Here is a 26633-nt window from a genome sequence, read left to right on the forward strand (position 1 = left end):
TCCTATTTGAAACGTTTGCGCAGCACGCCACTGAAGGCGTCTACTAGCGTGACCATGGCCAGGATGACCAGCAGGATTGCTGCAACCTCCTGGTACTGCATGATGCGCAGCGAGCCCATGAGTTCGAAGCCGATACCGCCGGCGCCAACCATGCCCATCACGGTGGAGGCGCGAAAGTTGTATTCCCAGCGGTAGATCGCCACGTCGGCGAACTGCGGCGTCACCTGTGGCAAAACCGCGTGCAGCAGCACTTGCATCGGCGTAGCCCCCGCCGCCCGAGCGGCTTCCACCGGCGCTTCGTCGACGTGCTCGATGGCCTCGGCGAAGAACTTGCCGACCATGCCGACCGAATGCAGACCCAGGGCAAGCACGCCCGGCAAGGCGCCGAACCCTACGGCTGCAACGAAGATGATGCCCATGATCAGCTCCGGCACCGACCGCAGGGCATTGAGCAGCACCCGGGCAACACCGAACACAAGGGGGTGCGGCGCCGTATTGCGCGCTGCAACGAAGGCCACCACCAGCGAGAACACCACTGCGATGGCCGTACCGGCGATGCTCATCGCCAAGGTGTCGATCAAGGGGCGAATCCAGCTTCGATAGCCCGAAAAGTCTGGCGGCATGGCCTCGCCTGCCAGGGTCGCGATGGAGGGCAGCCCGTTCAGCAGCGTGGTGGCATCGAGCAGCCCCACGTACCAGCAGGCCAACAGCACCACTCCGAATACAATCGCCACCTGCCCCAGCTGGCGCCACCAACCGAGGCCGAAGCCTCGAAGGATGTGCTCGCGTTGCTCTGCAGGCAGCGCCTGCACGTCGTAATGAGTAGACATATCGGTGCTCACATCGTGGCGAAGTCGAGGCCGAGCAGCGATCCCATGTTGCGGATCACATCGTAGTCGGCGTCGGTGATTGGCGCGAAGGCCTCGGCCTTGAAGTTGCGCAGCACTTCGGGATCGTCGATACCGACGAATACATCCCGCACCTTGGTTTTCAGCTCGGGGCTCAGGTTCGAGCGCATCGCCCAGGGGTACTGGGGGTATTCGCCGCTGTAACCAAGTACTTTCACCTTGCTCGGATCGATTAGGCCACGTTCGGCTACGTGATTGAAAATTACCTCCGACAGCCCACCCGCATCGGCGTTGCCGTTCGCCACGTTGACGGCAACGGCGTCATGCGTGCCCACAAAATGTTGTTCGTAGTCCTGCCCACCCGTCAAATCGGCCGTCTCAAGAAGCACGGTTTTGGGAATCAAATGGCTGGACGTCGATGCCCGGTCACCATAGGCCATCTTCTTGCCCTTAAGGTCGGCATACTCATTCACGCCTGACGCCACATTGGCGATAATCACCGAGCGATAGGTCGGCTTGCCGTCGATGACCATGGCAGCGAAGGGCTCGATGTCGCTTTTGCTTTTGGCCATGACGTAGGACAGCGGACCGAAATACGCCAGGTCGATACGGCCAAAGCGCATCGCCTCAATCATCGAGGAATAGTCGGTGGTTACGATCAGCTGCACCTTCTTGTCCAGATGCTCTTCCAGATAATCCTTCAGCGGCTGGTTACGCTTGATCAGCTCGGAGGCGTTTTCGTCCGGCAGCAGGGCAACCTTTAGCACATCCGGATCGGCATCGGCCGCTAGGGCGGACAAACTTGAAACAGCGGACAGCAAGCAAGTCAATAAGAGCGCGGATAAGCGTTTCATCGGGACATCTCCAGTGAAGGTTCGAGCATGACAGGTGGTTCAGCCGGAGCATTCGCTGGCTGAGTCGTAGAGCGGCCTGCATAGATGCGCTCAAGCTGCGCATCGGTGAGTTCCGAGGGCGCGGCATCGAAAACGATCTGAGAATCGGCCAGCCCGACGACGCGATCGGCGAAGCGGCGGGCATATTCGAGTTGATGCAGCGAAACGATGGCGGTGATGCCGTCTTCCTTGCAGATGTCGCGCAGCAATCCGAGAACACGGACCGAAGTGGCCGGGTCGAGACTGGCTACCGGCTCATCGGCCAGAATGATCGCCGGCTGTTGCGCTAGCGCACGCGCGATGCCTACCCGCTGCTGCTGGCCACCGGACAGTTTGTCCACCCGGCTTAGCGCCTTGTCTGCCAGACCGACCCGAGCGAGGCAACTGAGCGCAATCTCCTGATCGGCACGCGGCAGAGGAAACAGCGAGCGGAGCGTGTTGTGAAAGGCCAGCCGACCGGTAAGCACATTAGCCAGTGCGCTTTGACGTTCGATTAGCTGGTGGTGCTGAAAGATCATGGCGGTACGCCGACGATGCTGACGCAAGGCCGAGCCGCTGCCGAGTTCACCGAGTTCGCTGGTGACACTGCCGCCAGTGGGCGTGACGAGTCGATTGAGACTACGGAGCAAGGTCGACTTGCCTGCGCCCGAGAGACCAAGCAGCACGGTGAACTCACCACGCCGAAATGCAATCGAGGTATCGCGTAGGGCTGTCACGCCGCCTGGATAGACGACGCTCAACCGGTCGACCCGCAGCACGGCGTCCTGTATCGGATGGGGCGTCATTTGATCACCTTTCGCAATATTGCTGGCCGCACAATTGCGGTTCGCGATGCAAAGGGTAGAAATTCCTTGTTACCGCACTGCTTCTAAAGGATGACATTTCGATGAATACTTCGAATCTGCCGTAGCGGGGCGGCAAGCGAAGCCGTGGAAGAACGGGCGCAACGTAGCGTCTTTCTTCACGCGGGATACAGGAGGCTTTGATTGATACTGCTGCGGATTCGCTACAGTAACGTTGGGCCAGAACGTAATGCCATCCAAGCAAGAGAGCGCACACTAGCGGACTATAGGAGACATTCTATTCTTGCCCGTCGATTGACCTAGGCCGTTATGTGGCTGGTCGAAACCTTCAGGTGCCGCCCAACTAGACGTCTGTTGTCGCGCCCAGCTTAATGCTAGGGAAACTCTGAAGAAGACTTCCAGATTTTGGCAAAATACCCGGATTCCACCCACCGAGTTTCCCGATGAAGCAGATGACCTTCGCCGACGCCGAGTACGCCGGTAAGCGCAAACAAACCCGCAAAGAGTTGTTCCTGATCGAGATGGATCGGGTGGTGCCGTGGAAGGGTTTGATTGCCTTGATCGAGCCGCATTATCCCAAGGGTGAAGGCGGTCGTCCGGCCTATCCGCTGATGGCGATGCTGCGCGTGCACCTGATGCAAAACTGGTTCGGTTACAGCGATCCAGCGATGGAAGAGGCGCTGTACGAGACCACCATCCTGCGCCAGTTCGCGGGGCTGAGCTTGGAGCGTATCCCCGATGAAACCACCATCCTCAACTTCCGTCGTTTGCTGGAGAAGCACGAACTAGCCGCCGGCATCTTGGCTGTCATCAATGGCTATCTGGGCGACCGAGGGCTGTCGCTGCGCCAAGGCACGATCGTCGATGCCACGCTGATCAATGCGCCGAGTTCGACCAAGAACAAGGACGGTAAGCGCGACCCGGAAATGCATCAGACCAAGAAGGGTAACCAGTACTGTGTGTCACGAACACAGGTCAGATGACCTGTGCTGCTGTGCCGAAGATGGAAGTAGGCCTTCCGAAGTCGGCTTGCAGGAGCGGACTTCAAACCACCCGGTGCTGCTGCATCCAAAAGGTGTGGTGGTGAGCGACCGAGGAAAAGTCATCCCTGAGGATGGCAGGTGAGTATGGAGAAGATGAGCGAAAGCAAACCGTCCGATGACGCATCGTTATGCCCAAGGTGCTGCCGAAACTGAGGTGGAGTACTGGCTTCAGGACAAGTCGGGGCGTTACCTGCTTACGGACCCGATGGCAGCCGGTGTATAGGCGGCATGATCTTCATACAGGCTTTGGTACGGAACGTGAGAACCTTGTTCCAGATGCGAAGGAAAATGACAAATGGCCAACACCATGAGGAAGAATACCGATGCTGGAACGAGGGGCGGAGCCTCCCGTAGTAGCGATGAAGCCTCTGTAATGGAGGTGGAGCGAAGGGGCGGCGTTATCCGGCCGACGAGCGTTGCCAACCTCCGGGGATGAGTGGCGTGAGCTCGGCGAAACCTTATGACATAGCGAAACGCACGGTATGGGACGCCTACCAGCAGGTCAGGGCCAACCGCGGTGCTGCCGGCATCGACGATGAAACCATCGCCGATTTCGAGCGGGATCTGTCTAAGAATCTCTACAAGCTGTGGAATCGGATGTCGTCGGGGTCGTACTTCCCGCCTCCGGTCAAGCAAGTAGAAATTCCCAAGGCATCGGGAGGCACGCGCAAGCTGGGAGTGCCCACGGTTGGTGATCGTGTCGCGCAAACCGTGGTCAAGCTTCTCATCGAGCCGGAGCTGGACTCGATCTTCCACTCGGACTCCTATGGGTACCGGCCGGGACGATCAGCGAAGCAGGCGGTGGCGATCACGCGTGAGCGCTGCTGGCGATACGACTGGGTGGTGGAGTTTGATATCAAGGCAGCCTTCGATCAGATCAATCATGGGTTGCTGATGAAGGCGGTGCGCCTGCACATCAAGGAGGACTGGATACTTCTGTACATCGAGCGGTGGCTGGTTGCGCCGTTCGAAACGGATCACGGTATGCGCGTCCGACGCGAACGCGGCACCCCGCAAGGTGGAGTGATCAGTCCCCTCCTGATGAATCTGTTCATGCACTATGCCTTCGACACCTGGATGCAACGTACCAGCCCCAACTGCCCGTTTGCCCGCTACGCCGATGATGCGGTGGTGCACTGCCGCAGTCGAAAGCAAGCGGAGTACGTGATGCGCTCCATTGCTTCACGGCTGGCTGCCTGTGGCTTGACGATGCACCCCGAGAAATCGAAGGTCGTGTACTGCAAGGACAGTAACCGTCGCGCAGGTTATCCGCATGTGAGCTTTACCTTCCTCGGCTTCACCTTTAGGCCGAGGAAGGCGCTCAGCAAACAAGACCAGCTCTTCACGAGCTTCCTTCCGGGAGCGAGTGCGGATGCCTTAAAGCGGATGCGGCAAGCGGTACGCAGGTGGCGACTCAATCGCCAAACCCACGTGACGCTGGTCGACGTGGCTCGGCTCTACAATCCAGTGATACAGGGGTGGTCGCAATACTATGGCTCGTTCTATCGGACAGCCATGCTTGGCATCTTCCAGCACATTGACCGCGCGCTTGAACGCTGGGCCCGACGAAAATACAAGGCTCTTCATAGGCGCAAGCGGCGCATTAGCCAATGGCTGGACAAGATGCGGACTGTGGTACCCCGGCTGTTTCATCACTGGCGAGTGACCGGGCAGCAAGGTTGGATAACGGGAGCCGTATGACGCGAGAGTGTCACGTACGGTTCTGCGAGCGGCTGCGGGGGCAGTTCCCGCGGCCGACTCACCACTTCGGCATGAAGGCGCACATCGGTGTCGATGATGAGTCGGGCTTGGTGCACAGCGTGGTGGGCACGGCGGCCAACGTGGCCGATGTCACCCAGGTCGATAAGCTGCTGCACGGCGATGAGAACATGGTCGGTGCCGACGCGGGTTACACCGGCGTCGAGAAACGCCCTGAACATGAAGGCCGGGGGGTCATCTGGCAGATCGCCGCCCGCCGTAGTACTTACAAGAAGCTTGATAAGCGCAGTGCTTTGTACAAAGCCAAGCGCAAGATTGAGAAGGCCAAGGCTCAGGTACGAGCCAAGGTCGAGCATCCGTTCCGGGTGATCAAGCGCCAGTTCGGTTATGTGAAGGTGCGCTTCCGTGGTCTGGCGAAGAACACGGCGCAACTGATGACGCTGTTCGCGCTGTCGAACCTGTGGATGGCGCGCCGACATTTACTGGCGAATGCAGGAGAGGTGCGCCTGTAATGTGGAAAATGGCTGCCGCGAGGTGCTCGCGGCGGCTAAAAACACAGAAATAAGCGGGTGATCTGAGCGTTTTTGATCGATTTGCCGCTTTTAAAATCGGCAGGGGCTGAAGTCAGCCAGAAATACACAACTACTTCAGACCATCCCTAGCCTTTGTTTACACGGTCATGTTCAAAGGGTTCGATAAGCTGTCCCAGGTAATTTTTAGGGTAATCCGTTTCATGCAATCCGACCTCGGCTTGGCCTAGTTTCCCCAGACTGTCATAGAACGTGCCAAATATTCGGTCCCACACCATCAGAAACTCACCAAAGTTGACCTGGGCGTCTTCAAAGTCGCGTTTGTGATGCCAGCGATGAATTTCGGCAACACCGATAATGTGGCGCAACCATCCCACCCGGTAGTCCAGGTTCGAATGCTGGAAGGCCAAGTGCACTGTTAGAACTCCAAACCAGGTGGCCACAACTGCGGAGGGTGCGCCTGATGCGAACAGGATCACCAGCCCCGGACTCGCCATAAGCACCGCGTGCAACGGATGTCGTCGCTCCCCGTTCATCCAATACAACCGCTCGGCGCTGTGATGAGGCATGTGAAAACGCCATAGCCAATACACTCGGTGACTGATCCGATGCATCGCATACAGGCTCAGATCGAGCACGGCGATGACTAGTAGCAACTGCAGCCACAGCGGGCTCTTGTTCGGAAAGAGACGAACCGAAGCTGGCACCGCATCACCAAGCTCGACTAGGACTCCAGCTGTGAATTGAATGACGGAAAGGTTCACCAGCATGTGCAGCAGGTCTGTCGCGGTGTCTTGATGATCCTCAAGCCAGGCTTCGCGGAAAGGTTGGATGCGCTCCAAGCCAGCGATGAGCAAAAGTCCCACTGCAGCAACTAGGGGAGTCGTGGGCCAATACGGTACGCCGGTATACAGCGTCCAGATCATAAAAGTGGCAGAGCCGCCAAACACGAGTGGATAGCTAACCCACCGTAAGGCGAGTTGGAGAAAGGAAGGCATTGCTCAGCTCCTGGATATGGAACCATCACAATATGTGTAGAAGCCAGCTTTCGGCTTGAACGAAAGAGCTAAGTCTCCTGGAGATGAACTTCAGCCAAAGCGGATGACGGATCGATACCCAGTAGCGCCCGGAATGTCCGGGAGAAATGAGCCGAGTCTGAAAAACCCGCCTGATGAGCCGCGTCGGTCAGCCGTGCACCTTTAGCCAAATGCTGCAGGGCTTGCGTGAGACGTAACCATCTCACGTAACTGCGAAGCGGCAGCCCCGTATGTTCCACGAACCAATGAGAAAACCGCGTGGGGGATAGATGCACCACAGCGGCCAACTCTTCGCGTCCCATTTGGCCTCTGCTCAGCGCCTCAATTACCTTGATCAAGCGAGGATCTGGGGGCGGGAGATCGGGCAGTCGCAGCGCCTGGCGCACCCCGGTCCTAACCTGGAGATCAGTGTGTCCTGGCTCGTGCAGTGCGTCGACTATCGGCGCTACGTCCGCCGGAGTGATCCAGATCACCCTCGCTTCTTCCGCACCCCGCAGAGCGTGGGCTTCCTCGGAAAGCGCATCCACATAGATCGACAGAACGTGACCGGCGCTCATCTGGTGTTTCAAACCGGCCGGAATGAAGATGGCGCCCCCTGTTTGAATACCCATCGGGGTTTGAACTGATACAGTTGAGTCGAGGCCAACTGAGATCTGATGTGCTTGATGGAGGTGCCATTCCTGGTGACCGGCACGGCCATAAAAGACACCGATACCAGGGCCAACCCATGCATGACCTGCCCAGCGCACGATCTCTGCTGTAACCCAGCTCTTCATTCTCTAGCTCGGCCTACTTCCACTTTTGTCCGTGCCGACTGCACACGTATAGTCATTCGGCATCTGACTGCGGCATCGTATTGATGCAGGGCCATGATGGGCTATTCCTACCCGGACATTTGAGCGTTTTGCCGATGCCGGATCGACCGGTTTAGTATCGTTCGGGTTATGAACGTTTGTAATTAGTTTGCCGGGTACTCAGCGATCACTTGGTCGGTACCTGCTTTGCTCAGACCGATGACCTGATACGCATGCTGCTTCCCACCAACCTCCATACCAGGCGAGCCTGCCGGCATCCCCGGCACAGCAATCCCGATAAGGTCGTCACGTTTGCTCAAGGCAACTATTTGCTCAGCTGGTACGTGGCCTTCAACAAATTTTCCGTTGATCACCGCGGTGTGGCATGACGAGAGACGCGGCACAACACCCAGGTCCTGCTTGATAGCGCTCATGTTGGTTTCTACATGATCAACGACGGTGAAGCCGTTAGCTTCAAGGTGCTTGATCCACTTCTTGCAGCATCCACAGTTAGCGTCACGATGGACGTCGATCGTCAGCGACTCAGCTGCATGACCAGCTGAACTGATAAACAGAGCCGCGAATGCAGCGAGGCGAAGTGCCCGACCGGGACGAAGAAAGTTATTTCGCATGGGTATGCTCCTTCCCATCAGCGTGGGTATGAGTTTTTGGCTGAGTGGCCGGAGTTGCAGGGGCGCCATGTGAAGCCTCCACAACCTGAGGATGGGCGTGTTCGGTACTTTCATCCTGAGAAGGCGCTGCGGCCGCCTCATGGGCATGAGCGCTGTTTCTCTCGCCATGATGGTCGCCTTCGGCTATCTCTTGGGCTGCACCCGCATCATGATGCTCCGCGACAGCGCCTTTTTGGCCCTCATGCTGGCCTTCATGGTTATGCATTTTGCTCTCGCCGCCACCGTGTTGATGACCACCGCTGCTGGTTGCTAGAGCTTTGTATTGCTCTGCATCCAATGAAGGCAGTTGCTGGAGAAAAGCGACCATTCCCCATATGTAGGGATCGGCCATGCTTTTACCCCAAGCGGGCATGCCTGTGGATTTGATTCCATGCTTGATGATCCAGAAAGCTGCGGCAGGGTTTCCATCAACGCCCAGTTTTGAAAGATTCGGAGGTGCAGGGTAAAGGCTATTACTTAACTCGGTTCCTGCAATACCCGGAGCGAGATGGCAACCGATGCACATAGAGTTGTAGTTGCCAGCACCTGCGCGAATGAGAGCTTCTTCGCTCAGGTCGGGGACTTTAATGTCGCGAGAGCGCACTTCGATCGAGCGATCCCGAGCGGTGGAAAGTAGCGCGTAAACGGGATCGGAATGTGGTTCATCCGCCCCAACATTGATCACACCAAAATAAACCACGCCGGCACCTGTTATTGCGGTAACCACCCCGGCAGCAGTCAATGTTTTCAATGTTCTTTTCATGTCAGGCCCTCAAAACCACATTCGAATACCGGCGACAAACCGGGCCTCGTTGGCATCCTCTCCTTCATCGCTGGCCAGATCTGCCGTATTGCCGTAGGAGCGGCTCCAGCTAACCCCAATGTAAGGGGCAAATTGGCGAACAATCTCATAACGCAATCGGAGCCCTACTTCGGTGTTTGCCAATCCAGACCCAATGCCGCGCTGAGGATCATTTTTTCCGTAAAAATTGGCTTCGGCCGTCGGCTGCAAGATCAGGCGATTGGTCAGCAGAATGTCGTAGTCGCCTTCCAATCGAGCAGCGGTTTGACCGTTCTCACCGATGTAGGCGGTCGCTTCGGCTTCAAAGTTATAGAGGGCCATGCCCTGAATACCGAGCGCTCCCCAAGTTTGTGGCGACCCGGGTTTGAAGTCTTGTCGTACGCCGGTGACGACATCCCACCATGGACCGATGGAGTGCCCCCAAAGTGCTGAGAGTTCAGCGTTTTCCGTTACGCCATTGGTACGTTCGCCTTCCGAGCGCAACCACAGTCGGTCAACGTCACCGCCGATCCATCCTTTTGCATCCCAGGCCAATGCACTACCGTTGTCAGCATCCTGGTACTCAAACTTATCCAGCAGCATGAAGGAGTTGAGTTTTTTGTCGTGGACACCATGACCAGCAACATCTGGAAAGGCGGCTGCACGGTCAGCATCGGTAAGTACGGGAACTGGGGCTCGACTGGTGGTAGTCGCCCCTCCATCCATACTTTCCATTCCGTCCATTTTCCCGTCATCCATACTCATCTTGCTGTGATCCATAGCCCCCATCTTGCTATGGTCCATAGCTCCCATTGAGCCGTGGTCCATCTTGGAGTGATCCATCTCTTCAGCGGCGTGAGCCAGGACAAAGAAAGCAGGACTGGTAGAGACTGCCAGTGCTATCAACGTTGGGCGTAAAAACTTACTGGTCATGATCTCAATCTGCCTTTTTGGTTTTTTGGTCATGATCCATCGACTCATGGCTCATCTTGCTGTGGTCCATTGACCCGTGATCGGGCTTTGACTCGTTTGTCGCAGTTGCAGGCTTGCTCGTTTCTTTCGCAGGAGTAGCAGGCGAATGATCACTGCTATCTTCGACTGCCAGCGCCACGGACGAGAGTCCACCCATCAAGCCGATGGCAAAGAGGCAACCGACTAGCGATTTACGATTTAGGTATGTGCTCACAGATCGTCTCCTTTACTCATCAACCCGTACTTCACGGAACATGCCCATTTCCATATGGAAAAGCAGGTGGCAGTGATAGGCCCAGCGACCTAAAGCATCGGCGGTGACTCGATAGCTGCGCTTGGTACCTGGTGGCATGTCGATTGTGTGCTTGCGCACCATGAACTTGCCGTTCTCATCTTCAAGGTCGCTCCACATGCCGTGAAGGTGGATGGGATGGGTCATCATGGTGTCGTTCACCAGGGTGATGCGAAGACGCTCCCCATACTTCAGACGAAGCGGCTCGGCGTCAGAAAATTTGATTCCGTTGAAGGACCACGAAAACTTCTCCATGTGACCGGTCAGATGAAGCTCAATGGTGCGATTGGGCTCGCGGCCGTCAGGGTCTTGGAACGTGCTTTTCAGATCAGAGTAGGTGAGCACTCGACGACCATTGTTCCGTAAACCGATGCCTGGATCGTTTAGCTTTGGCGTTGGGCTCATGGCTTGCATGTCAACCAAGGGGTTATTGGTTTCGGAGGCTGGATGAGTTTGCATTTCGCCACCCATACCGCCCATCCCTGCCATCTTGCTGTGATCCATGCCGGCCATGTTGGACATGTCGCCTTTGTCCATTCCCGCCATCTTGCTGTGGTCCATGCCGGCCATGTTGGACATACCGCCTTTGTCCATTCCCGCCATCTTGCTGTGGTCCATACCGGCCATGTTAGTCATGTCACCGCTGTCCATGCCGGTCATCCCGGTCATATCACTTTGGTCCATTCCCGTCATCTTGCTGTGGTCCATGCCAGCCATGCCTGACATGTCACCTTGTTTCATATCGCCGCCGCCCATACCAGCCATGCTGCCATGGTCCATGCCCGCCATACCGCCCATACCCATGTCATCCATGGTCAAAAGCGGCCGAGGATCGATCGCAGGTACCTGTGCCTTTAATCCTTCGCGAACTGCCAAGGTTCCACGTGCATAACCGGTTCTATCCATGGACTGGGCGAAGATTGTGTAAGCCTCTTCGCTGGCAGGTTCTACGATCACGTCATACGTTTCTGCCACGGCGATGCGGAACTCATCGACGCTGACTGGTTTGACATGTTGGCCGTCGGCCGCCACAACGGTCATTTTCAAACCAGGGATGCGGACGTCGAAGTAGCTCATAGCTGAGCCGTTGATAAAGCGCAGGCGCAGCTTCTCGCCCTGCTTGAAAATACCGGTCCAGTTACCGTTAGGCGCCTGGCCATTCATGAGATAGGTGTAAGTATCCCCACTGACGTCTGCGAGATCAGTGGGGTTCATTTTCATTTCAGCCCACATCTTCCGGTCGGCCACGGCAGCAGACCAACCTTGCTTACCGACGTCGTCGATAAAGTCGCCCACGGTCCGTTTGTGGTGGTTGTAGTAGTCCGATTGCTTCTTGAGCTTGGCCATGACGCGACTAGGATCTTCATCAGTCCAGTCAGTCAACATCACCACATAGTCGCGGTTGTACTGGAAAGGTTCAGGCTCTTTCGAGTCGATGACGATTGGACCGTAAACGCCTGCCTGCTCCTGCAAACCGGAGTGGCTGTGGTACCAGTACGTACCGTTCTGATGCACCTTGAATTTGTACTCATACATCCCATCGGGCGCGATGCCATGGAAACTCAAACCCGGTACACCATCCATGTTGGCGGGCAGAATGATCCCGTGCCAATGAATGGAGGTGTCTTGGTCTAGGCGATTTTTCACACGCAGTGTGACCGTCTCGCCTTCGCGCCAGCGCAGCAAAGGTCCGGGCAACGAACCATTGATGGTCATGGCTGTGCGCGGCGAGCCAGTTATGTTTACAGGGGTTTCACCAATAAACAGATCAAATTCGTTGCCGGTGAGAACGCTCGGCAGACCAGGACTGGTCACTGCCCATACAGGAGTGCGCCACAGACCAAGGCCGCCAAGAATGCCACCAGCGGCCAGGCCTTTAACGAATGTCCGCCTAGAGGTTTTGGAATGCATGCCGTTTATGTCCAATCAGTCAAAAGGGAAGCCGTACGAAACAACCAATGAGTTGCCCGGATGAGCTTCGCCCACCGTCAAAAAAAACGAACTCTTACGGCAAGCGAGCTCAGAAATTGCCACATTTAAACCACCACAGTGATTACATTTCTGTCAGCTTGGGAATGTACCCAGCTATTTAGCATTTCTTGTGGTCCATCGCTTTGGCTTGGCTTTCTGCGACGGGAGGTTGGGAGCTTTGCGTTTGAGCTATTTGGTACGACTCCATCGAATTATTCCTAGCCACTTCCATACGTGCGAACGCCCGGTCACCACCGCCTTCAGCCATAGCCAAAGAAGAGACGGTCAGGGCTGCGATGACGAACAAAGTTTTGATGGGGTTCATTTGAATTTCCTCGGATGAGTATTGATAACCCTCGAATCCACATCAAGTGACGATTCTTAGGGGAGAGCTTAAGGCTCAATAGGACTATAAGACTCATACCCTGTCAGGAACCTTAGGCCAATATTACAGTTGTGTCAGGTTGCGATATTTCTCTTGAGCAACACGCTATTTAATCCGTAAGGTCTCGATCTTCCAACGTTACACCGCTATTTACTGAGTATCAGTTGAGGCGCTTAACATTGTAAGTGTCCGATAGCTTTCAAGGTGCAGATGCTTTTTTAGTTTCTGCACTGGAACTGCAAATGTGAGCCTGGATGCACCGCGTAACACTTAAGTGTTCGATGCTCATGGAAATAGCAACGCTACTGAGGGTGATTGAGTGTGAGTATTAATTTTGAGAAAGCGCTTGGCTCCGCAGAAAGAGCGTTAATTTTTCGTAGTCAAAGAGCTGAAATCTTGAGTAACAATATCGCAAACGCTGATACGCCGAACTTCAAGTCCCGAGACTTAGATTTTTCTACCGTGCTTGCAAGCCAGACAAAAGAAACTGCTGCTAGTCCGTTTTTTTTGAAGACAACAAATGTAAAACACATAACCGAACAAGAGTCAGCAGGTGATATTTACGGAGGTGCTTTGCTTTACAGCACACCGGCTCAACCTGCCATTGATCAAAATACTGTCGATCAGCAGGTTGAGATCGCAAAGTACACAGAAAATGGAATACGTTTCGACGCCGCTTTTACTAGGTTGAATGGAGCATTCAAAGGTTTGCTAAAAGCTCTCCGAGGTGATTAGTAGCGCAAGGGCTTGCGAGCGATAATTGTGGCCGACGTGGCTGCTTCGGTACTCCCTGAGGGTTAACCAAGGGGAGCCCCTGTATAAGGGGCTCTGACCATGGAAAGGTGCCAGCATTCAAGCGCTGATCTGGGAAGGAAAACCTAACGCCTCGACAGCTTTACGAATCTGCTCTGGGCTTTCGCTGCTTTCAACACTCACCTTACCGGCTGACCGATCCACGGAAACAGTAGCTTCGTTGTCCAGTGACTGAATCGCTTTGGTGATTTTGCTGACGCAACTGCCGCAACCAATGCCTGATACATCTAAGACGAACATGGTTATTCCTCTCGTGCTGAGCGGTCTCTTTTCACCGCACCCACAGCATCAACGTTGACACGACGGCAAGGTCAACAGTTATGTGTTCCGGGTTGTGAGCGTCATTGATGGGTAGTTGCGCAGACTTAACCACCCGTTTGCATTTGACCTGACCAACCATTTGCAGCGTATTCGACCAGTACGCTTCTTTTGGCCATGGCCAGCAGAGAACGGCCAGAGGCGGACATTCCAGCTCCTCTCGCTCCTCGCTCGCACTTGAAGCCTCTTTCCTGCCAGGGACTGTAGATGCTCTCTCCGCTCTCTGATCTTGCATAGGTATAGGGGGTATGCCTATCATGCGCAATACATAGGTAGGGGGGGGTATCCAATGGGCCATATTGCAGCAAACAAAGAAAATCTTCTCAAACGCGTAAAACGCATAGCCGGACAAATCCAAGCCGTTGAACGGGCATTGGAATCGGATCTCGATTGCGCAAAAACACTACACCTTGTTGCTGCCACTCGCGGAGCAATCAACGGCTTAATGGAGGAAATCATCGAGGACCACGCGCGGGAGCATGTCGCGAACCCTGCGCTCAGCGAAGAAGAGCGTAACAAGGGCGTCGAAGAGCTTCTTGAAGCCATTCGCCGTTACGCCAAGTGAACGCATCTAGGTACACACTCATGAGCAGCACCAACATCAATCACACACACGACCACGTGTTCCTTGGCTCAGCGCACGACGAAAATGCCAAGCGTACGCTTTGGGTTGTGGCACTGACGGTGGTGATGATGGTTGGCGAGATCACCGCCGGCTATATTACGGGTTCGATGGCGTTACTGGCCGATGGCTTCCACATGGCAACCCATGCCGGCGCATTGGGCATCGCGGCGGCCGCTTACGGATACGCAAAACGCCATGCTTCCAGCCAGCGCTACAGTTTCGGTACCGGAAAGGTTGGAGACTTGGGCGGATTCGCCTCGGCACTGATTCTCGGTATGGTCTCCCTGGGAATTGGCATTGAGTCTGTCATGCGCCTCTTGCAGCCAACGGAAGTTCAGTTCGGCACCGCTACGCTCATCGCGATTGCCGGTTTGATCGTCAACATTGTCAGTGCCTTGCTGCTGGGCCACGGGCACAGTCATGGGCACGATCACGATCACGATCACGATCACGGCCATGCCCATCACGGGAACGACAACAACCTGAAATCGGCCTACGTCCACGTCATCGCAGACGCGCTGACTTCGGTTCTGGCCATTGCTGCACTGCTCGCCGGCCGGTATCTCGGCTGGGTTTGGCTAGACCCGGTCATGGGCATTGTCGGCGCCATTGTTATCGCGCGCTGGGCATGGACCTTGATGGGGGCCACCGCAGGAGTACTGCTGGATCAGACAGACGCACACGTTGCCGAGGAAATCCGCGAACTGGTTGAGAAACCGGGGGATGCCACTATCACGGACTTGCACGTCTGGCGGATTGGACCGCAAGCCCATGCGGCCATCGTCAGCGTCCTTGGTGAGGCCACTGCGAACGCCGATAGAATTCGTGAACGTCTCAAGCCGGTCCACGAAATCAGCCATCTGACGGTCGAGTTTCGACCTGTCTGATTCAGCGCCTCCCCACCAATGTCTCCAAAGGAACCCGCAATGCCTCCAGGGAAACGTGAACTGGCACGAATCGAACGTCGGTTGATGACCACGCTCACCGAAGCGTGCGAAACAGCAAAAGGTGAAATCGAAGGCTTTACCTGGCTCACCCACATAGCTGACCTGAACGCATTGGCTGAAACCCTGAAGGTAATCTGGGTGTTCGAAACCCAAGCTGACAGAAAGCGCGCCCTGGTTAACGCTAAGGCGCGCATCTTTGAGTTGACGGCCCTAGCGTTGAATGAGGCCAACATCGAGCTGATCCCTTCAGACCTTAACGTCCGCTTCGACTCTGAGGGGGAGTGTCAGCGAACTCACGGAGGTGACTGGAACACCCGCCTGACTCAATCACGTGTTTCCAAAGGTGGCTGACAATGGCTAAAGAAATCGAGAATCCCTGCATCTCAGTTTGCCAACTCAGTGGTGATCTGTGTGTGAGCTGTGGGCGAAGCAAGGAAGACATCAGAAAATGGAAACGCATGAAGCGGCCTGAAAAAATGGCCGCTGTGCAAAGGGCGAATGTGCGCTTGAAGGGACTGAAGAAAGCACATGGGTAGTCACTTGCCCAGGTTTACCGCTTTGGGTCGTTATGAGCCCCTCAGCTTTGATGTCTGGTTGGTCAAATTCTCAATCGCTGATCAGTCAAATGCGAATGACTGGTCAGGTCGTATGCAAACGCATGGCAACTGCGCTGCAATTTTGAAGCTCAGTCAATTCGGGTATTCCTCAGTCTCAATGCATTGAAAACTACAGATGCAGAACTGACGCTCATGGCTATGGCAGCGATCATTGGCGACAGGAGATGTCCCGTCAGTGGATAGAGCAAGCCTGCGGCAAGAGGAATGCCCATTGAGTTGTAAAGAAAGGCGAAACCCAAATTTTGCCGCATGTTTTTTACTGTTGCGACCGAAAGAGCCCGTGCTCGTACAATCCCCATCAGGTCGCCTTTTACCAGCGTGAGTTGCGCGCTATTCATCGCCACGTCAGTCCCTGTCCCCATGGCTATGCCCACATCTGCTCGCGCCAGGGCCGGTGCATCGTTGATACCGTCACCAGCCATGGCAACCTTCCTGCCATATTGCTGGAGGTCTGCGACCAGACGTTCCTTGTCCTGAGGTTTCACTTCACCGTGGACTTCTTCAATCCCCATCTCCCTGGCGACAGCCCGAGCGGTGGTGAGCCCGTCGCCAGTAGCCATGATAATTTTGATGTCATCAGCCTTGAGCTTGGTGACTGCTTCTTTGGAGGTCGGCTTAATTGGATCTGATACTGCCAACAACCCTGCCAATACCCCGTCGACTGCGAGGTAGATGATGCTGATGCCATCAAGTCGCAACAACTCTGCACGCTCTTGTAGGGGCTTAGTGCTCACGCCTGCGGCTTCCATCAACGCGGTGTTCCCCAGCTGGATCTTCTTGCCATCAACGATGCCACTGACCCCGATACCTGAACCAGACTCAAAGGATTCTGGCTTGGTGAGCTTAATGTTCTCGGTTCGGGCGTGATCGACGATTGCATGAGCCAAGGGATGTTCGCTGCCCTGATCAAGGCTGGCAGCCAAATGAAGAACATCGCGGGGATTGAAACTGGGAGTGGCCTCCACACTGTGAAACACTGGCCGTCCCTCTGTCAGGGTGCCTGTCTTATCGACAATCAGCGTGTCGATCTTGCAAAGGTTTTCGATGGCACTGGCATCCCTGAACAGCACGCCCATGCTGGCTGCTTTACCTGTCGAAACCATGATCGACATGGGCGTAGCAAGACCCAGCGCACAGGGGCAAGCGATGATCAGCACGGCGACAGCGTTGATCAGACCAAACACCCAACTGGGCTCAGGGCCAAAAAGCCCCCAACCGACAAATGTCAGTATCGCAATCGCGATAACACCCATCACAAAGTAGCCGGCAATCGAGTCGGCCATTCGTTGCATTGGTGCTTTGGAGCGCTGAGCCCGAGCGACCATCTGTACGATCTGTGACAGCATGGTCTCGGCGCCGACTTTCTGCGCCTCCATTACCAAGCTCCCATGTGTATTCAGCGTGGCGCCGATCAGGCTATCTCCAGCTCTCTTCATTACTGGCACTGGCTCGCCAGTGAGCATGGACTCATCCACCGCACTTTCACCCTCCAGTACTGAGCCATCAACGGGCACCTTTTCACCTGGTCTGACCCGCAAGTGGTCTCCTAGGTGAACATGGGTGAGAGGAATGTCTTCCTCTTGGCCATCGGCATTGATCCGGCGTGCGGTTTTGGGTGATAGACCGAGAAGGGACTTAATGGCGGCGGAAGTTTGCGATCGGGCTTTGAGCTCAAGAATCTGCCCAAGCAAGGTGAGCGAGATGATAACCGCGGCGGCTTCGAAGTAGACGCCGATACGTCCATCTTGCATAAAGGTAGCGGGAAAGCTTTGGGGTAAGAACGTAGCCATGACGCTGTAAAGGTAGGCTGCGGCGGTACCCAAACCAATCAAAGTCCACATGTTTGGACTGCGATTTCTAATAGAGGCTATGCCCCTTACAAAAAAGGGCCAACCTGCCCATAAAGTCACCGGTGTCGCCAGAGCGAACTCGATCCAGTTTTGGGTCGAGCCATGGAGGAGTTGTAGCGAGTGTCCCGCCATGGCGAGCACGGTCACTATCACGGTTAATGGCAGCGACCACCAAAAGCGGCGGGCGAATTCCCGGAGTTCGGGATTTTCTTCTTCATCAAGCGCGGGCATGACCGGCTCTAATGTCATGCCACATTTAGGGCAGTTGCCGGGTCCGGACTGGCGTATTTCCGGGTGCATCGGACAGGTAAACTCAGTGCTTGTTTGTACCGCAGACTCTGGAGTGGTGACGCGGGATTCGGCGCTCGAAACATTACCGCTGAAGCGTTCAGGATCAGCTCGAAACTTCTCCTGGCATTTCAGGCTACAGAATTGATACGTCTGTCCCTGATAAGCCTCACCAAATTTACTTGATGAAGTGACTGCCATTCCGCACACCGGGTCACGTAGATCATCGTCATTGAGCGGAGCAGCATGGGCGTGACTGTGGTCGTGGTGGCTCGATATGTTAGGCATGGCTATTTCCCTTCTTTGTCCTTGTGGGTTGCTGCCTGATCGCCATGGCTATGTCCGCCATGTCCATGTCCAAAAAAATGCATCAATGGACAGATCAACAGAATCAGATAAGGCCAAAATGGATAAACGTGGCTGAAATGCTCCCGCAACACGTAGAAGGCACCAATCGCAATGAGCATGATTAGTACAACGCCTGTTTTGCGCCTCCAAAATGGTGCGGTGGTGTTTCCATCCGGATGTTGATGTTTATTCATGATCTAAACTCCACTGTGTAAGTGTTGCTGTGATCTCTGCGACAGAGCGTAGCCAACTCGTGCGTCGAAGCGGTGTAGCAGCCAGATCCGGATTACTTCAGGTCAAACGGACCAACCATCCCTGACTGATAATGCCCTGGCACGTTGCAGGCAAACTGAAGGCCTGTGCTGTTGTTGAAGGTCCAGATCAGCTCTTGGGTTGCGCCAGGCTCAATCAGGACGCTGTTCGGGTCGTTGTGCTCCATTCCGACCATCTTCATCCCACCCATGCTGTGGCCCATACCGCTCATCGTTTTCCCGGTACCGGTGGGGTTAAGCGTCCCGTTCTGGAACATGCTTGCCATTTCTTTTTGGTGTGCTGCATGAGCAGCGGCTTTTCCGATGTTGAACTCGTGCAGCAGCGAACCCTTATTGCGGAGAACAAATCGAATAGTTTCACCAGGCTTTACGTCGATGCTTTCAGGTTTGAAGAAAATATCGCCCATTTCGACCTCCACCGTACGGGTAACCTCAGAGGCGACGCCAGGCTGGCCGATGTCCTCTTTCCCATGCCCTGCGCTGGCCATAGCCGTAGCACCGAAGAGTAGAGTGATTGCTGCGATGACAGGGGTAACGAGCTTAGCTTTCATAGTGACCTCGAGAGTAAGAGTGGGAACACTGGCTATGCTAAAGACACGGAGCTGCCAGTTAACTGACCTGAACACTACATCTCTGTCAGTTTTCAAAAAAACACGGCGTCCAAAGACGCCGTAGTCAACTGAACTGTTCAAAAAGCCCTTTGGAAGCCGGTTTTCACTGATGATTCTCTGAAAGCATCAGCTTGTGCTCACGTTGCATTTGGCTCAAAACGTCGTCGACAATTTTGTCGTGCTTTTCCATCCAGGCCAGGTGCTGTTGGGGTGACATTGAGGCGTCTGGATGATCTTTATGGAGTTGGCTCATGATGTCGCCGAGCATCTTCATATGCTCGGCCATGTGGACATGACGCTGTCCTTCAGGGGCTTTTTCAGCTTGGATCAGTACGGCTTCAGCCCTGTCGCGTAGGCCTTCCATACGCTCTATCACCCGGTCTCCGCCACTTTCAGCCCATACAGAAGCTGAGACGAGTATTGAGCTCACAAAAAACAGCATTTTCAGGCGATTCATGGGGCAACTCCTTATGGAATTGTTTTCCGGCTCCCAAACGTTTCATGCTGAAGAGTCGGTTTGAGCACCAGGAAGTACTCATGCTTGAACCCTAGACAGCGCTTGCTGACATCTACCTGAAGCCAATATTACTTTTCTGTCAGTTGCTGGTTGGCTGGCGTGTTTCGTTGCAGACTGCGCTTCATCATTATCCGAGAGCCACCCTCATGAGACTTCTGGTTGCTGAAGACGAACCCAAAATAGGTATCTATTTGGAGCAAGGACTCACGGAGGCGGGGTTCAATGTGGATCGCTTTACCAATGGCCAAGTGGCGCTTCAGCACGCTTTGAGCGAGGCCTATGACCTGCTGATTCTAGACGTCATGATGCCTGGGCTGGATGGCTGGGAAGTACTTCAGAAGGTTCGTGCATCCGGAAAAGATGTTCCCGTGCTCTTCCTCACGGCGCGAGACCGCGTTGAAGATCGAGTGAAAGGACTTGAACTCGGAGCAGATGATTACCTGATCAAACCCTTCGCATTTTCTGAACTGTTGGCTCGCGTCAGAACGTTGCTGCGTCGGGGTAACGGCGCTCCCTCGCAAACCTATATGAAATTGGCTGATCTGGAGGTGGACCTACTCAAGCGTCGGGCCATTCGTGGAGGTAAGCGCATAGACCTTACAGCCAAAGAGTTTGCGCTGCTTGAGCTGTTGCTACGACGTCGAGGGGAGGTGCTGCCAAAGTCACTTATCGCCTCCCAGGTTTGGGATATGAACTTTGATAGCGATACCAACGTTATCGAGGTTGCAGTGAGAAGGTTGAGGGCCAAGATAGATGACGACTTTGAGGTCAAGTTGATTCATACCTCAAGGGGAATGGGTTACATGCTCGACGCACCTGATTCGGAGTCGGAATGAACCGAATGTCCCTGACAGCTCGCATGAGCCTTATGTTCATGCTCGCGGTAACAGCCGTTCTCACCGTTGCCGGACTCAGTTTCAATAACCTCAGCCGGCATCACTTCAAGATGCTGGATCAGCAGGCGCTGAACGAAAAACTCCATTCGACTCAAAGAATTCTGACGGGATTGAACAGCATTGATCAATTCAGTGATGTTAAGCCTGAGCTGGAGGCGCTGCTTGGCGCTCACCGTGATTTGACTGCCCTGATAATCGATGGTGGTGGCAAACTACTGTTTGCTGATCCCGGTCCCGTCGATGTTCCGGAGGAATTCCGCACAATCCCAAACAACAACGTCTGGGAGTGGCGAGATCAAGAGCAGATGTTCCGTGGAGTGACGGCACAAGCCATTGTGACGGGACAAGACAAGCCATTGACCGTCATGTTGATCTTTGACGTTACTCAGCATATGTCCTTTTTCGAGACGCTTGAGCGATGGTTTTGGATAGGGCTGGTGATCAGCGCGCTGGTCAGTGCGGCGCTGGGCTGGATGGTCGCAAGCAGTGGTATGCGGCCTATTCGCCAGGTCACACGGGTCGCTGCCTCAATGTCAGCAAAATCACTCAAAGAGCGCATCCCCTTAGCACCCGTTCCCAAAGAACTTCAGCAAATGGTGCTGTCATTTAACGCAATGTTGTCTAGGCTCGACGATGCATTTGTCCGTTTATCGAACTTTTCCGCAGACATTGCCCACGAACTACGGACCCCCGTGAGCAACTTGATGACCCACACCGAAGTGGTGCTTTCTAGAAAAAGGAACATCGAGGACTACGAAGACAATCTGTACTCAAATCTTGATGATTTGAAGCGTATGGGGCGAATGATCGATGACATGCTTTTTCTGGCGAAGTCTGACAATGGTCTGATCACGCACGAGAACAAACCGATAGATTTGGTGGAAGTCGTAGAGAAATTGCTCGAATACTACCGTCTGTTGGCTGATGAGCGAGGTATTGAGCTAACAGTTTCAGGAAGTGGCAGTGTTCGAGGCGATGTTCTTATGCTCCACAGAGCCATTTCTAATCTGCTCTCAAATGCGCTGCGCTACACCTATGAAGGGAAGTCCATCAGTGTCGATATTCGGCAGAAGGAGATGTCGGTATTGGTCGTTGTGGAGAACCATGGAGAGCCCATTGCTCCCGAACACCTCGAAAAGCTGTTCGATCGCTTTTACCGCGTGGACCCAGCTCGGCGAGAAGGCAGTCCAAGCAATGCGGGGCTAGGTCTGTCGATTACCCGATCAATAATTGAAGCGCATGATGGCAAGATATGGTGTACGTCCTTTGATGGAAAAACGGCCTTTCATCTGGAGTTTCCTCGTGTTGACTTGAAGGTCAGCTGATCAACGGTGCATTTGTGATCAACGGCGATCTCCCAGCCTGCGCCCCGCGTTCCACTTTCGTTATTTTTGAATGAGTGAAAACCCTAGTATTGCGGGCACGCGGTCTCGTCTTTAAGTTTCGCTACGCCCGCCAATTCGAGGCCAAACACCGCCTCAAGCTGACTGAAATGTAATCGAACAGTTTGCGTTCGTGTGGCATCGTGTTCTTGCACTGTGACGTTGGGGCCTAGTGAGTTTTTCGTGTTCAACCGGCCCTAGAACACGGAGGCTACTAGCTAATCATCAGTGGTTTTAACAAGAACCGAAAAGTAAAAACTAGATATTCCCAAACAAACCTCGAATCAACAGCTCTTGCTGTGAGGAGTCTTGCATGTCATTCCTTAAAACTACGACCGTGGCTGTTGCACTTACCGCTGGTTTGCTTCTGAGTGCAGTTGCTCAAGCACATCCAAAGCTCCTTTCTTCCACTCCGGCAGAGGGTTCGGATGCGGCGGCCCCTTCGAAAATTGAACTGCACTTTTCTGAGAATCTCACCACTCAGTTTTCCGGTGCAAAACTGATCATGACCGATATGCCTGGCATGCCAAACTCCCCAATGGGTGTTAAGGCCGCCGTCGCTGGTGGCGGTGATCCGAAAACGATGGTGATTACACCGGCAGCACCTCTGACCACCGGTACCTACAAAGTTGAATGGCGTGCTGTCTCCTCGGACACTCACCCGATCACCGGCAACTTCTCATTTAAAGTGAAATGATTTATGAGCGACTCAATAAATATTGTGGTTCGCTTTGCTCTCTATTTCGACCTGATGTTGTTATTCGGATTGGCAATTTTCGGCTTATACAGCCTCAGGGGAAAGGAAAGAGTATCGGGCACGGTCTTGAATTTTGAGTCGCTTCTTTACGGTACTTCTGTTGCAGGTGTAGCCCTATCCCTTGTCGCCATGTTGTTGCTTGCGAAAGCAATGAGCGGTGTGTCGGAGCTTATGGAGCTACATCACCATATTTTTGAAATGGTCCTCATGGGGACCGACGTCGGGTTGACTTGGATGGTCCGAATAGCTGCCTTGGTGATGGCAATTATTGGCGTCGCGTTGAACAAGCGATTTCCGACACCCAGTCTCTGGATCGTCACCGTATGCGGAGCGATTGCGTTGGCGACGTTGGCTTGGACAGGGCACGGTGCCATGGATGAAGGCAGCCGACGCTACTGGCATTTCATCACCGATATATTCCATCTTTTAGCCGCAGGTGGCTGGTTGGGTGCTCTATTGGCTTTCGCTCTACTGCTGAGGTTGAAATCGCTAAAGGGCGAACAAGAAGCTCGAATTCTTGCACGGGTGCTGACTGGTTTTGAATCGGCCGGCGCTGTGATCGTAGTGATCATAAGCATCACAGGCGTAGTGAATTATCTGTTTGTCGTTGGTCCAAATCTCGATGAAGTGATGCTCAGTACGTACGGTGTACTGCTATTTTTGAAGGTCCTGCTCTTTGCCGGGATGATCGTGTTAGCCACGCTGAACCGCTTTCACCTAAGTCCGGTATTGGAGCGGTCAGTTCGAAATGGAGAGTACTCTGCCGCGGTCAATGCCTTGCGCCGCAGCATGACACTCGAGTTTTTAATGGCAGTCATCATAATTTGCCTTGTCGCATGGTTAGGCACTTTAAGTCCGGAAATGGAAATGAGCGCGGAATAGATGTACCTGACTTCGGAGAGGCGACGAGCTTCTTGGAAACCTGCATCTCACCTGACCCGAACGCGAACCTCGACTAATCACAGCGGAGGGCTGATCACCGTATGTTTGACAACTTTTTGTGATTAACGTCTCAAACAGCAAAATGCCGGAGTTCGACCGCAAGGTTCTTGAGGTCTTGAGGGAGCCGCTGGAATCGGGCTGCGGATTCCACGCCATTCGGACACTCAGCCCACGAACATCCGGACACTCGTTCCACGCTCATTCGGACAGGCAGTCGGAGCGCAGCGACGCAGGTTCGCATTGTTAGTCTGAAGTCCCGGTTGCAGTCAATTTCGTTGCGCGCCTGCGCATCGATTCGCCCTTCAGTTCGATCCTATATGCGTTGTGCACCAGCCGGTCGAGGATCGCATCGCCTAAGGTCGGATCACCGATCAGCGCATGCCATTTGTCCACCGGCATCTGGCTGGTCACCAGTGTCGAGCGGTTGCCGTAGCGGTCGTCCAGCAGCTCAAGCATGTCGCGGCGTTGCGCGGCGGTAAACGGTGCCAGGCCCCAGTCGTCCAAGATCAGCAGGTCAGTCTTGGCATAGCCGGCCATCAGTTTGGCGAAGCGGCCGTCGCCGTGGGCCAGGCCCAGTTCCTCCAACAAGCGTGGCAGGCGCAGGTAGCGCACGCTGTAGCCGTCGCGGCAGGCCTTGTGGGCCAGCGCGCAGGCGAGCCAGGTTTTGCCTACGCCGGTTGGGCCGCCGATGATCAGGTTCAGGCCGTCGCGCAGCCACTGGCCGCTGCCCAGTTGCAGGATCAGCGCCTTGTCCAGGCCACGAGGGCTGCGGTAGTCGATGTCTTCCAGGCAGGCGTTATGGCGCAACCGCGCTGCTTTGAGGCGAGTGGTCAGGCGGGCGTCTTCGCGCTCGGTCAGCTCGCGATCGACCATCAGACCGAAGCGTTCGTCGAAGCTGAGATCATTGATATCGGGCGTTGCGTGTTGCTCGCCCAGCGACTTGATCATGCCGTGCAGGCGCAGGGTTTGTAGCTTGTCCAGGGTCGGGTTCGGTAGCATTTTGATGCTCCTTTTTCAGGTCAGTGGTAGTAGCCGGGGCCGCGCAGGTTGATGTGCTCGTCGGGCAGCAGCGGCAGGTTTTGCTGGGCCAGCGGCAGCCGCTCCAGCCCTTGGCGCAGGATCGATTCAAGGCTCTTGTAACTGCACGCTCCCAGTGCTAGCGCACGCTGGCAAGCGGCTTCCAGCCGCTCTTCGCCGTGCTGTTTGCTCAGGCGCAGGATGCCCAGGCAGGCGCGGAAGCCGTGCTGCGGATGGATTCGGCGTTCGAGGATGTAGGCGATAACGCCAGCGGTGTTCGGCCCTGTCTGCTCGGCCCAGCGGATCAACCGTTGTGGAGTCCATTCGGCGTGCTCGCGGTGGCTCTTGGGCATGTGCTCGGTTTGGGTGGTGTGGCGGCCTTTGTGCTGTGAGCGAAGGTGGCTGGCCACGCGCTGGTTGGCGTGGAAGCACTCGACGGTCTGGGCGGTGAGTCGTACTTCGAGTTGGTGCTTCACTAGTTGGTACGGCACCGAGTAGAAGTGGCCATCGACCTCGACGTGATAGTCGATGTGGACGCGCACTTTTTTCCATTCGGCATAGACGTAAGGGTGTTCCGGCAGCCCTTGCAGGGCCGGTTGGTCGAGGGCCTCGAAGGCTGACCGGCGTGAGCCGGGCAGCTTTTTGAAGGGCTTGTGGTTGAGGCGATCCAGCAGCAGCGCGATGGCTGTGTTGAGTTCGCCCAACGAGAAGAACTGCCGGTTGCGCAGCACCGCCAGGATCCAGCGTTCGACCACTTGCACGCCGACTTCGACCTTGGCTTTGTCCTTGGGCTTGCGCGAGCGAGCAGGCAAGACGGCGACGCCGTAATGCTCGGCCAGATCGCGGTAGCTGGGGTTGATATCCGGCTCGTAACGGTGCGCTTTAGTCACGCCACTGCGCAGATTATCGGGCACCAAGATCTGCGTTGTGCCGCCGAAAAAAGCAAAACATCGGACGTGCGAGCCCAGCCAGTCGGGCAGTTTCTGCGACCAGGTGGCCTCGGCAAAGGTGTAGCTGGACGCGCCGAGAACGGCGACGAAGATCTGCGCCTGGCGGATCTCGCCGGTTTGCCGGTCGATGACCGGCGCTGTTTGCCCGGAGTAATCGACGAACAGCTTTTCGCCAGCACGATGCTCCTGGCGCATGACCACGTCGACCTTGGCGGCCCAAAGGCGGTAGTGCTCGCAGAACCAGCTGTATTGGAAGCCTTGCGGGTGAGCGAGTCGATATTCCTGCCAGAGCAAGGCCAGAGTGACGCCGGGGCGGCGCAACTCCGCGTGTACCCACGCCCAGTCAGGCATCGGGCGCTGGTCGGTGGGCACCGGCACTGCCGGTGGAAACAGCCGTCGATTCAGCTCCGCATCAGAAATATCGATGGGCCACTGAAGCCCACTTGCGGCGAACCGGCAAAGGTAATCTCCTGCACTCGAATGGCCGATGGATAAGCTGGCGGCGATCTTGCGCACGGACAGGCCGGCGTCGAACTTTAGGCGTAGTACCTCTCGGATTTTACGCATGGATAAACGCTCCACGACGACCTCTTCGCTTCGATAAAAGAGGCCGATGGTAGTGAATAATCCTGCGTTGCTGCCTGCCTCAAAGTGTCCGGATGGCCGTGGAATCGGTGTCCGGATGCTTGTGGAATGAGTGTCCGGATCAGCGTGGAATCAGTGTCCGGATGTTGGTGGAATGGG

At 55.1% G+C, this 26633-nt stretch carries 27 protein-coding genes and 2 pseudogenes; 12 read left to right on the forward strand and 17 right to left on the reverse strand.

Going from position 1 to position 26633, the window contains the following annotated elements; translation table 11 throughout:
• Positions 1-2: 2 nt before the first annotated feature.
• From phnE to phnC, 3 genes are read right to left on the reverse strand one after another with little or no spacing between them, the layout of a single operon-like run.
• Complete coding sequence (gene phnE / locus HQ912_RS27480) at positions 3-830, reverse strand: phosphonate ABC transporter, permease protein PhnE (RefSeq protein ID WP_010466252.1); 828 nt, start codon at positions 828-830, stop codon at positions 3-5.
• A gap of 8 nt (positions 831-838) precedes the next feature.
• Positions 839-1702 carry a phosphate/phosphite/phosphonate ABC transporter substrate-binding protein gene (gene phnD, locus HQ912_RS27485; RefSeq protein ID WP_010466255.1) on the reverse strand — a complete coding sequence of 288 codons (864 nt, stop codon included), beginning with the start codon at positions 1700-1702 and terminating at the stop codon, positions 839-841.
• On the reverse strand, positions 1699-2526 hold the full coding sequence (phnC, locus tag HQ912_RS27490) for a phosphonate ABC transporter ATP-binding protein (RefSeq protein ID WP_003118432.1): 828 nt from the start codon (positions 2524-2526) through the stop codon (positions 1699-1701). The genes phnD and phnC overlap by 4 nt, the downstream gene beginning before the upstream one ends.
• A gap of 461 nt (positions 2527-2987) precedes the next feature.
• On the opposite strand from phnC, the pseudogene HQ912_RS27495 reads away from it, so the two are divergent.
• The 3 genes and pseudogenes from HQ912_RS27495 to HQ912_RS27505 all read left to right on the forward strand — a co-directional run.
• A pseudogene (locus HQ912_RS27495) lies at positions 2988-3500 on the forward strand (IS5-like element ISPre1 family transposase); the annotation flags it as partial.
• A gap of 519 nt (positions 3501-4019) precedes the next feature.
• Positions 4020-5288 carry a group II intron reverse transcriptase/maturase gene (gene ltrA / locus HQ912_RS27500; protein WP_010466266.1) on the forward strand — a complete coding sequence of 423 codons (1269 nt, stop codon included), beginning with the start codon at positions 4020-4022 and terminating at the stop codon, positions 5286-5288.
• Between the two features lie 59 nt (positions 5289-5347).
• Positions 5348-5818, forward strand: a pseudogene (locus HQ912_RS27505) (IS5 family transposase); the annotation flags it as partial.
• A 146-nt stretch (positions 5819-5964) separates the two neighbouring features.
• On the opposite strand, the gene HQ912_RS27510 reads toward HQ912_RS27505, so the two are convergent.
• From HQ912_RS27510 to HQ912_RS27540, 7 genes are all read right to left on the reverse strand, one after another.
• Positions 5965-6834, reverse strand: a complete 870-nt coding sequence (locus HQ912_RS27510; protein ID WP_169857189.1) for a sterol desaturase family protein — start codon at positions 6832-6834, stop codon at positions 5965-5967.
• Positions 6835-6902: 68 nt separating this feature from the next.
• Entirely contained in the window at positions 6903-7649 is a 747-nt protein-coding gene (locus HQ912_RS27515; RefSeq protein ID WP_167361098.1) for a helix-turn-helix transcriptional regulator, read from the reverse strand.
• 182 nt (positions 7650-7831) lie between these two features.
• Positions 7832-8299 carry a DUF411 domain-containing protein gene (locus HQ912_RS27520; protein ID WP_090401471.1) on the reverse strand — a complete coding sequence of 156 codons (468 nt, stop codon included), beginning with the start codon at positions 8297-8299 and terminating at the stop codon, positions 7832-7834.
• The gene (locus HQ912_RS27525) at positions 8289-9101 is read right to left on the reverse strand and encodes a c-type cytochrome (protein ID WP_090401470.1); all 813 of its coding nucleotides are present in this window, start codon (positions 9099-9101) and stop codon (positions 8289-8291) included. The genes HQ912_RS27520 and HQ912_RS27525 overlap by 11 nt, the downstream gene beginning before the upstream one ends.
• Before the next feature lie 9 nt (positions 9102-9110).
• Positions 9111-10085: a copper resistance protein B gene (locus tag HQ912_RS27530; RefSeq protein ID WP_090401469.1), complete on the reverse strand. Its 975-nt coding sequence runs from the start codon at positions 10083-10085 to the stop codon at positions 9111-9113.
• Positions 10086-10317: 232 nt separating this feature from the next.
• Positions 10318-12294: a copper resistance system multicopper oxidase gene (locus HQ912_RS27535; RefSeq protein WP_090401468.1), complete on the reverse strand. Its 1977-nt coding sequence runs from the start codon at positions 12292-12294 to the stop codon at positions 10318-10320.
• Between the two features lie 178 nt (positions 12295-12472).
• On the reverse strand, positions 12473-12679 hold the full coding sequence (locus HQ912_RS27540; protein WP_090401467.1) for a co-regulatory protein PtrA N-terminal domain-containing protein: 207 nt from the start codon (positions 12677-12679) through the stop codon (positions 12473-12475).
• Positions 12680-13060: 381 nt separating this feature from the next.
• Here HQ912_RS27540 and flgB point away from each other — a divergent pair, with 381 nt between their 5' ends.
• Positions 13061-13474 carry a flagellar basal body rod protein FlgB gene (gene flgB / locus HQ912_RS27545; protein ID WP_090401466.1) on the forward strand — a complete coding sequence of 138 codons (414 nt, stop codon included), beginning with the start codon at positions 13061-13063 and terminating at the stop codon, positions 13472-13474.
• Positions 13475-13591: 117 nt separating this feature from the next.
• Here flgB and HQ912_RS27550 read toward each other — a convergent pair whose 3' ends face one another.
• Complete coding sequence (locus HQ912_RS27550) at positions 13592-13792, reverse strand: heavy-metal-associated domain-containing protein (RefSeq protein ID WP_019821359.1); 201 nt, start codon at positions 13790-13792, stop codon at positions 13592-13594.
• Positions 13793-14159: 367 nt separating this feature from the next.
• On the opposite strand from HQ912_RS27550, the gene HQ912_RS27555 reads away from it, so the two are divergent.
• From HQ912_RS27555 to HQ912_RS27570, 4 genes are read left to right on the forward strand one after another with little or no spacing between them, the layout of a single operon-like run.
• Positions 14160-14435, forward strand: coding sequence for a metal/formaldehyde-sensitive transcriptional repressor (locus tag HQ912_RS27555; RefSeq protein ID WP_050683285.1), 276 nt, complete (start codon positions 14160-14162; stop codon positions 14433-14435).
• A 20-nt stretch (positions 14436-14455) separates the two neighbouring features.
• Positions 14456-15382 carry a CDF family Co(II)/Ni(II) efflux transporter DmeF gene (dmeF, locus tag HQ912_RS27560; protein ID WP_090401465.1) on the forward strand — a complete coding sequence of 309 codons (927 nt, stop codon included), beginning with the start codon at positions 14456-14458 and terminating at the stop codon, positions 15380-15382.
• Between the two features lie 39 nt (positions 15383-15421).
• The gene (locus HQ912_RS27565; protein WP_090401464.1) at positions 15422-15793 is read left to right on the forward strand and encodes a hypothetical protein; all 372 of its coding nucleotides are present in this window, start codon (positions 15422-15424) and stop codon (positions 15791-15793) included.
• A gap of 2 nt (positions 15794-15795) precedes the next feature.
• Positions 15796-15978 carry a DUF1289 domain-containing protein gene (locus HQ912_RS27570; RefSeq protein WP_050683282.1) on the forward strand — a complete coding sequence of 61 codons (183 nt, stop codon included), beginning with the start codon at positions 15796-15798 and terminating at the stop codon, positions 15976-15978.
• A 149-nt stretch (positions 15979-16127) separates the two neighbouring features.
• On the opposite strand, the gene HQ912_RS27575 is transcribed toward HQ912_RS27570, so the two are convergent.
• The 4 genes from HQ912_RS27575 to HQ912_RS27590 form a co-directional block, all read right to left on the reverse strand.
• Positions 16128-18485, reverse strand: coding sequence for a heavy metal translocating P-type ATPase (locus HQ912_RS27575; RefSeq protein WP_090401463.1), 2358 nt, complete (start codon positions 18483-18485; stop codon positions 16128-16130).
• Between the two features lie 2 nt (positions 18486-18487).
• Positions 18488-18739: a DUF2933 domain-containing protein gene (locus HQ912_RS27580; protein ID WP_090401462.1), complete on the reverse strand. Its 252-nt coding sequence runs from the start codon at positions 18737-18739 to the stop codon at positions 18488-18490.
• A 92-nt stretch (positions 18740-18831) separates the two neighbouring features.
• On the reverse strand, positions 18832-19368 hold the full coding sequence (locus tag HQ912_RS27585; protein ID WP_090401461.1) for a plastocyanin/azurin family copper-binding protein: 537 nt from the start codon (positions 19366-19368) through the stop codon (positions 18832-18834).
• A gap of 163 nt (positions 19369-19531) precedes the next feature.
• On the reverse strand, positions 19532-19885 hold the full coding sequence (locus tag HQ912_RS27590) for a co-regulatory protein PtrA N-terminal domain-containing protein (RefSeq protein ID WP_024078227.1): 354 nt from the start codon (positions 19883-19885) through the stop codon (positions 19532-19534).
• A 206-nt stretch (positions 19886-20091) separates the two neighbouring features.
• Between HQ912_RS27590 and HQ912_RS27595 the strand changes: the two genes are divergently transcribed.
• The 4 genes from HQ912_RS27595 (at position 20092) to copD (ending at position 23862) form a co-directional block, all read left to right on the forward strand.
• A complete protein-coding gene (locus tag HQ912_RS27595; RefSeq protein WP_017737055.1) occupies positions 20092-20781 on the forward strand; it encodes a heavy metal response regulator transcription factor in 690 nt (229 codons plus the stop codon).
• Positions 20778-22166: a heavy metal sensor histidine kinase gene (locus HQ912_RS27600; RefSeq protein ID WP_090401460.1), complete on the forward strand. Its 1389-nt coding sequence runs from the start codon at positions 20778-20780 to the stop codon at positions 22164-22166. Before HQ912_RS27595 ends, HQ912_RS27600 begins: the two co-directional genes overlap by 4 nt.
• A gap of 370 nt (positions 22167-22536) precedes the next feature.
• On the forward strand, positions 22537-22920 hold the full coding sequence (gene copC, locus HQ912_RS27605; RefSeq protein WP_017737057.1) for a copper homeostasis periplasmic binding protein CopC: 384 nt from the start codon (positions 22537-22539) through the stop codon (positions 22918-22920).
• A 3-nt stretch (positions 22921-22923) separates the two neighbouring features.
• Complete coding sequence (gene copD, locus HQ912_RS27610; protein ID WP_090401459.1) at positions 22924-23862, forward strand: copper homeostasis membrane protein CopD; 939 nt, start codon at positions 22924-22926, stop codon at positions 23860-23862.
• Positions 23863-24165: 303 nt separating this feature from the next.
• Here the strand turns inward: copD and istB are convergent, their stop codons facing one another.
• Together istB and istA are read right to left on the reverse strand one after the other, a co-directional pair.
• The gene (gene istB / locus HQ912_RS27615; protein WP_173406362.1) at positions 24166-24921 is read right to left on the reverse strand and encodes an IS21-like element ISPsy14 family helper ATPase IstB; all 756 of its coding nucleotides are present in this window, start codon (positions 24919-24921) and stop codon (positions 24166-24168) included.
• Between the two features lie 20 nt (positions 24922-24941).
• Positions 24942-26456, reverse strand: coding sequence for an IS21-like element ISPsy14 family transposase (istA, locus tag HQ912_RS27620; RefSeq protein WP_173406361.1), 1515 nt, complete (start codon positions 26454-26456; stop codon positions 24942-24944).
• Between the last annotated feature and the right edge of the window lie 177 nt (positions 26457-26633).

The organism is Pseudomonas sp. MPDS (genome assembly GCF_013283895.1).
GTDB lineage: Bacteria > Pseudomonadota > Gammaproteobacteria > Pseudomonadales > Pseudomonadaceae > Aquipseudomonas > Aquipseudomonas rhizophila.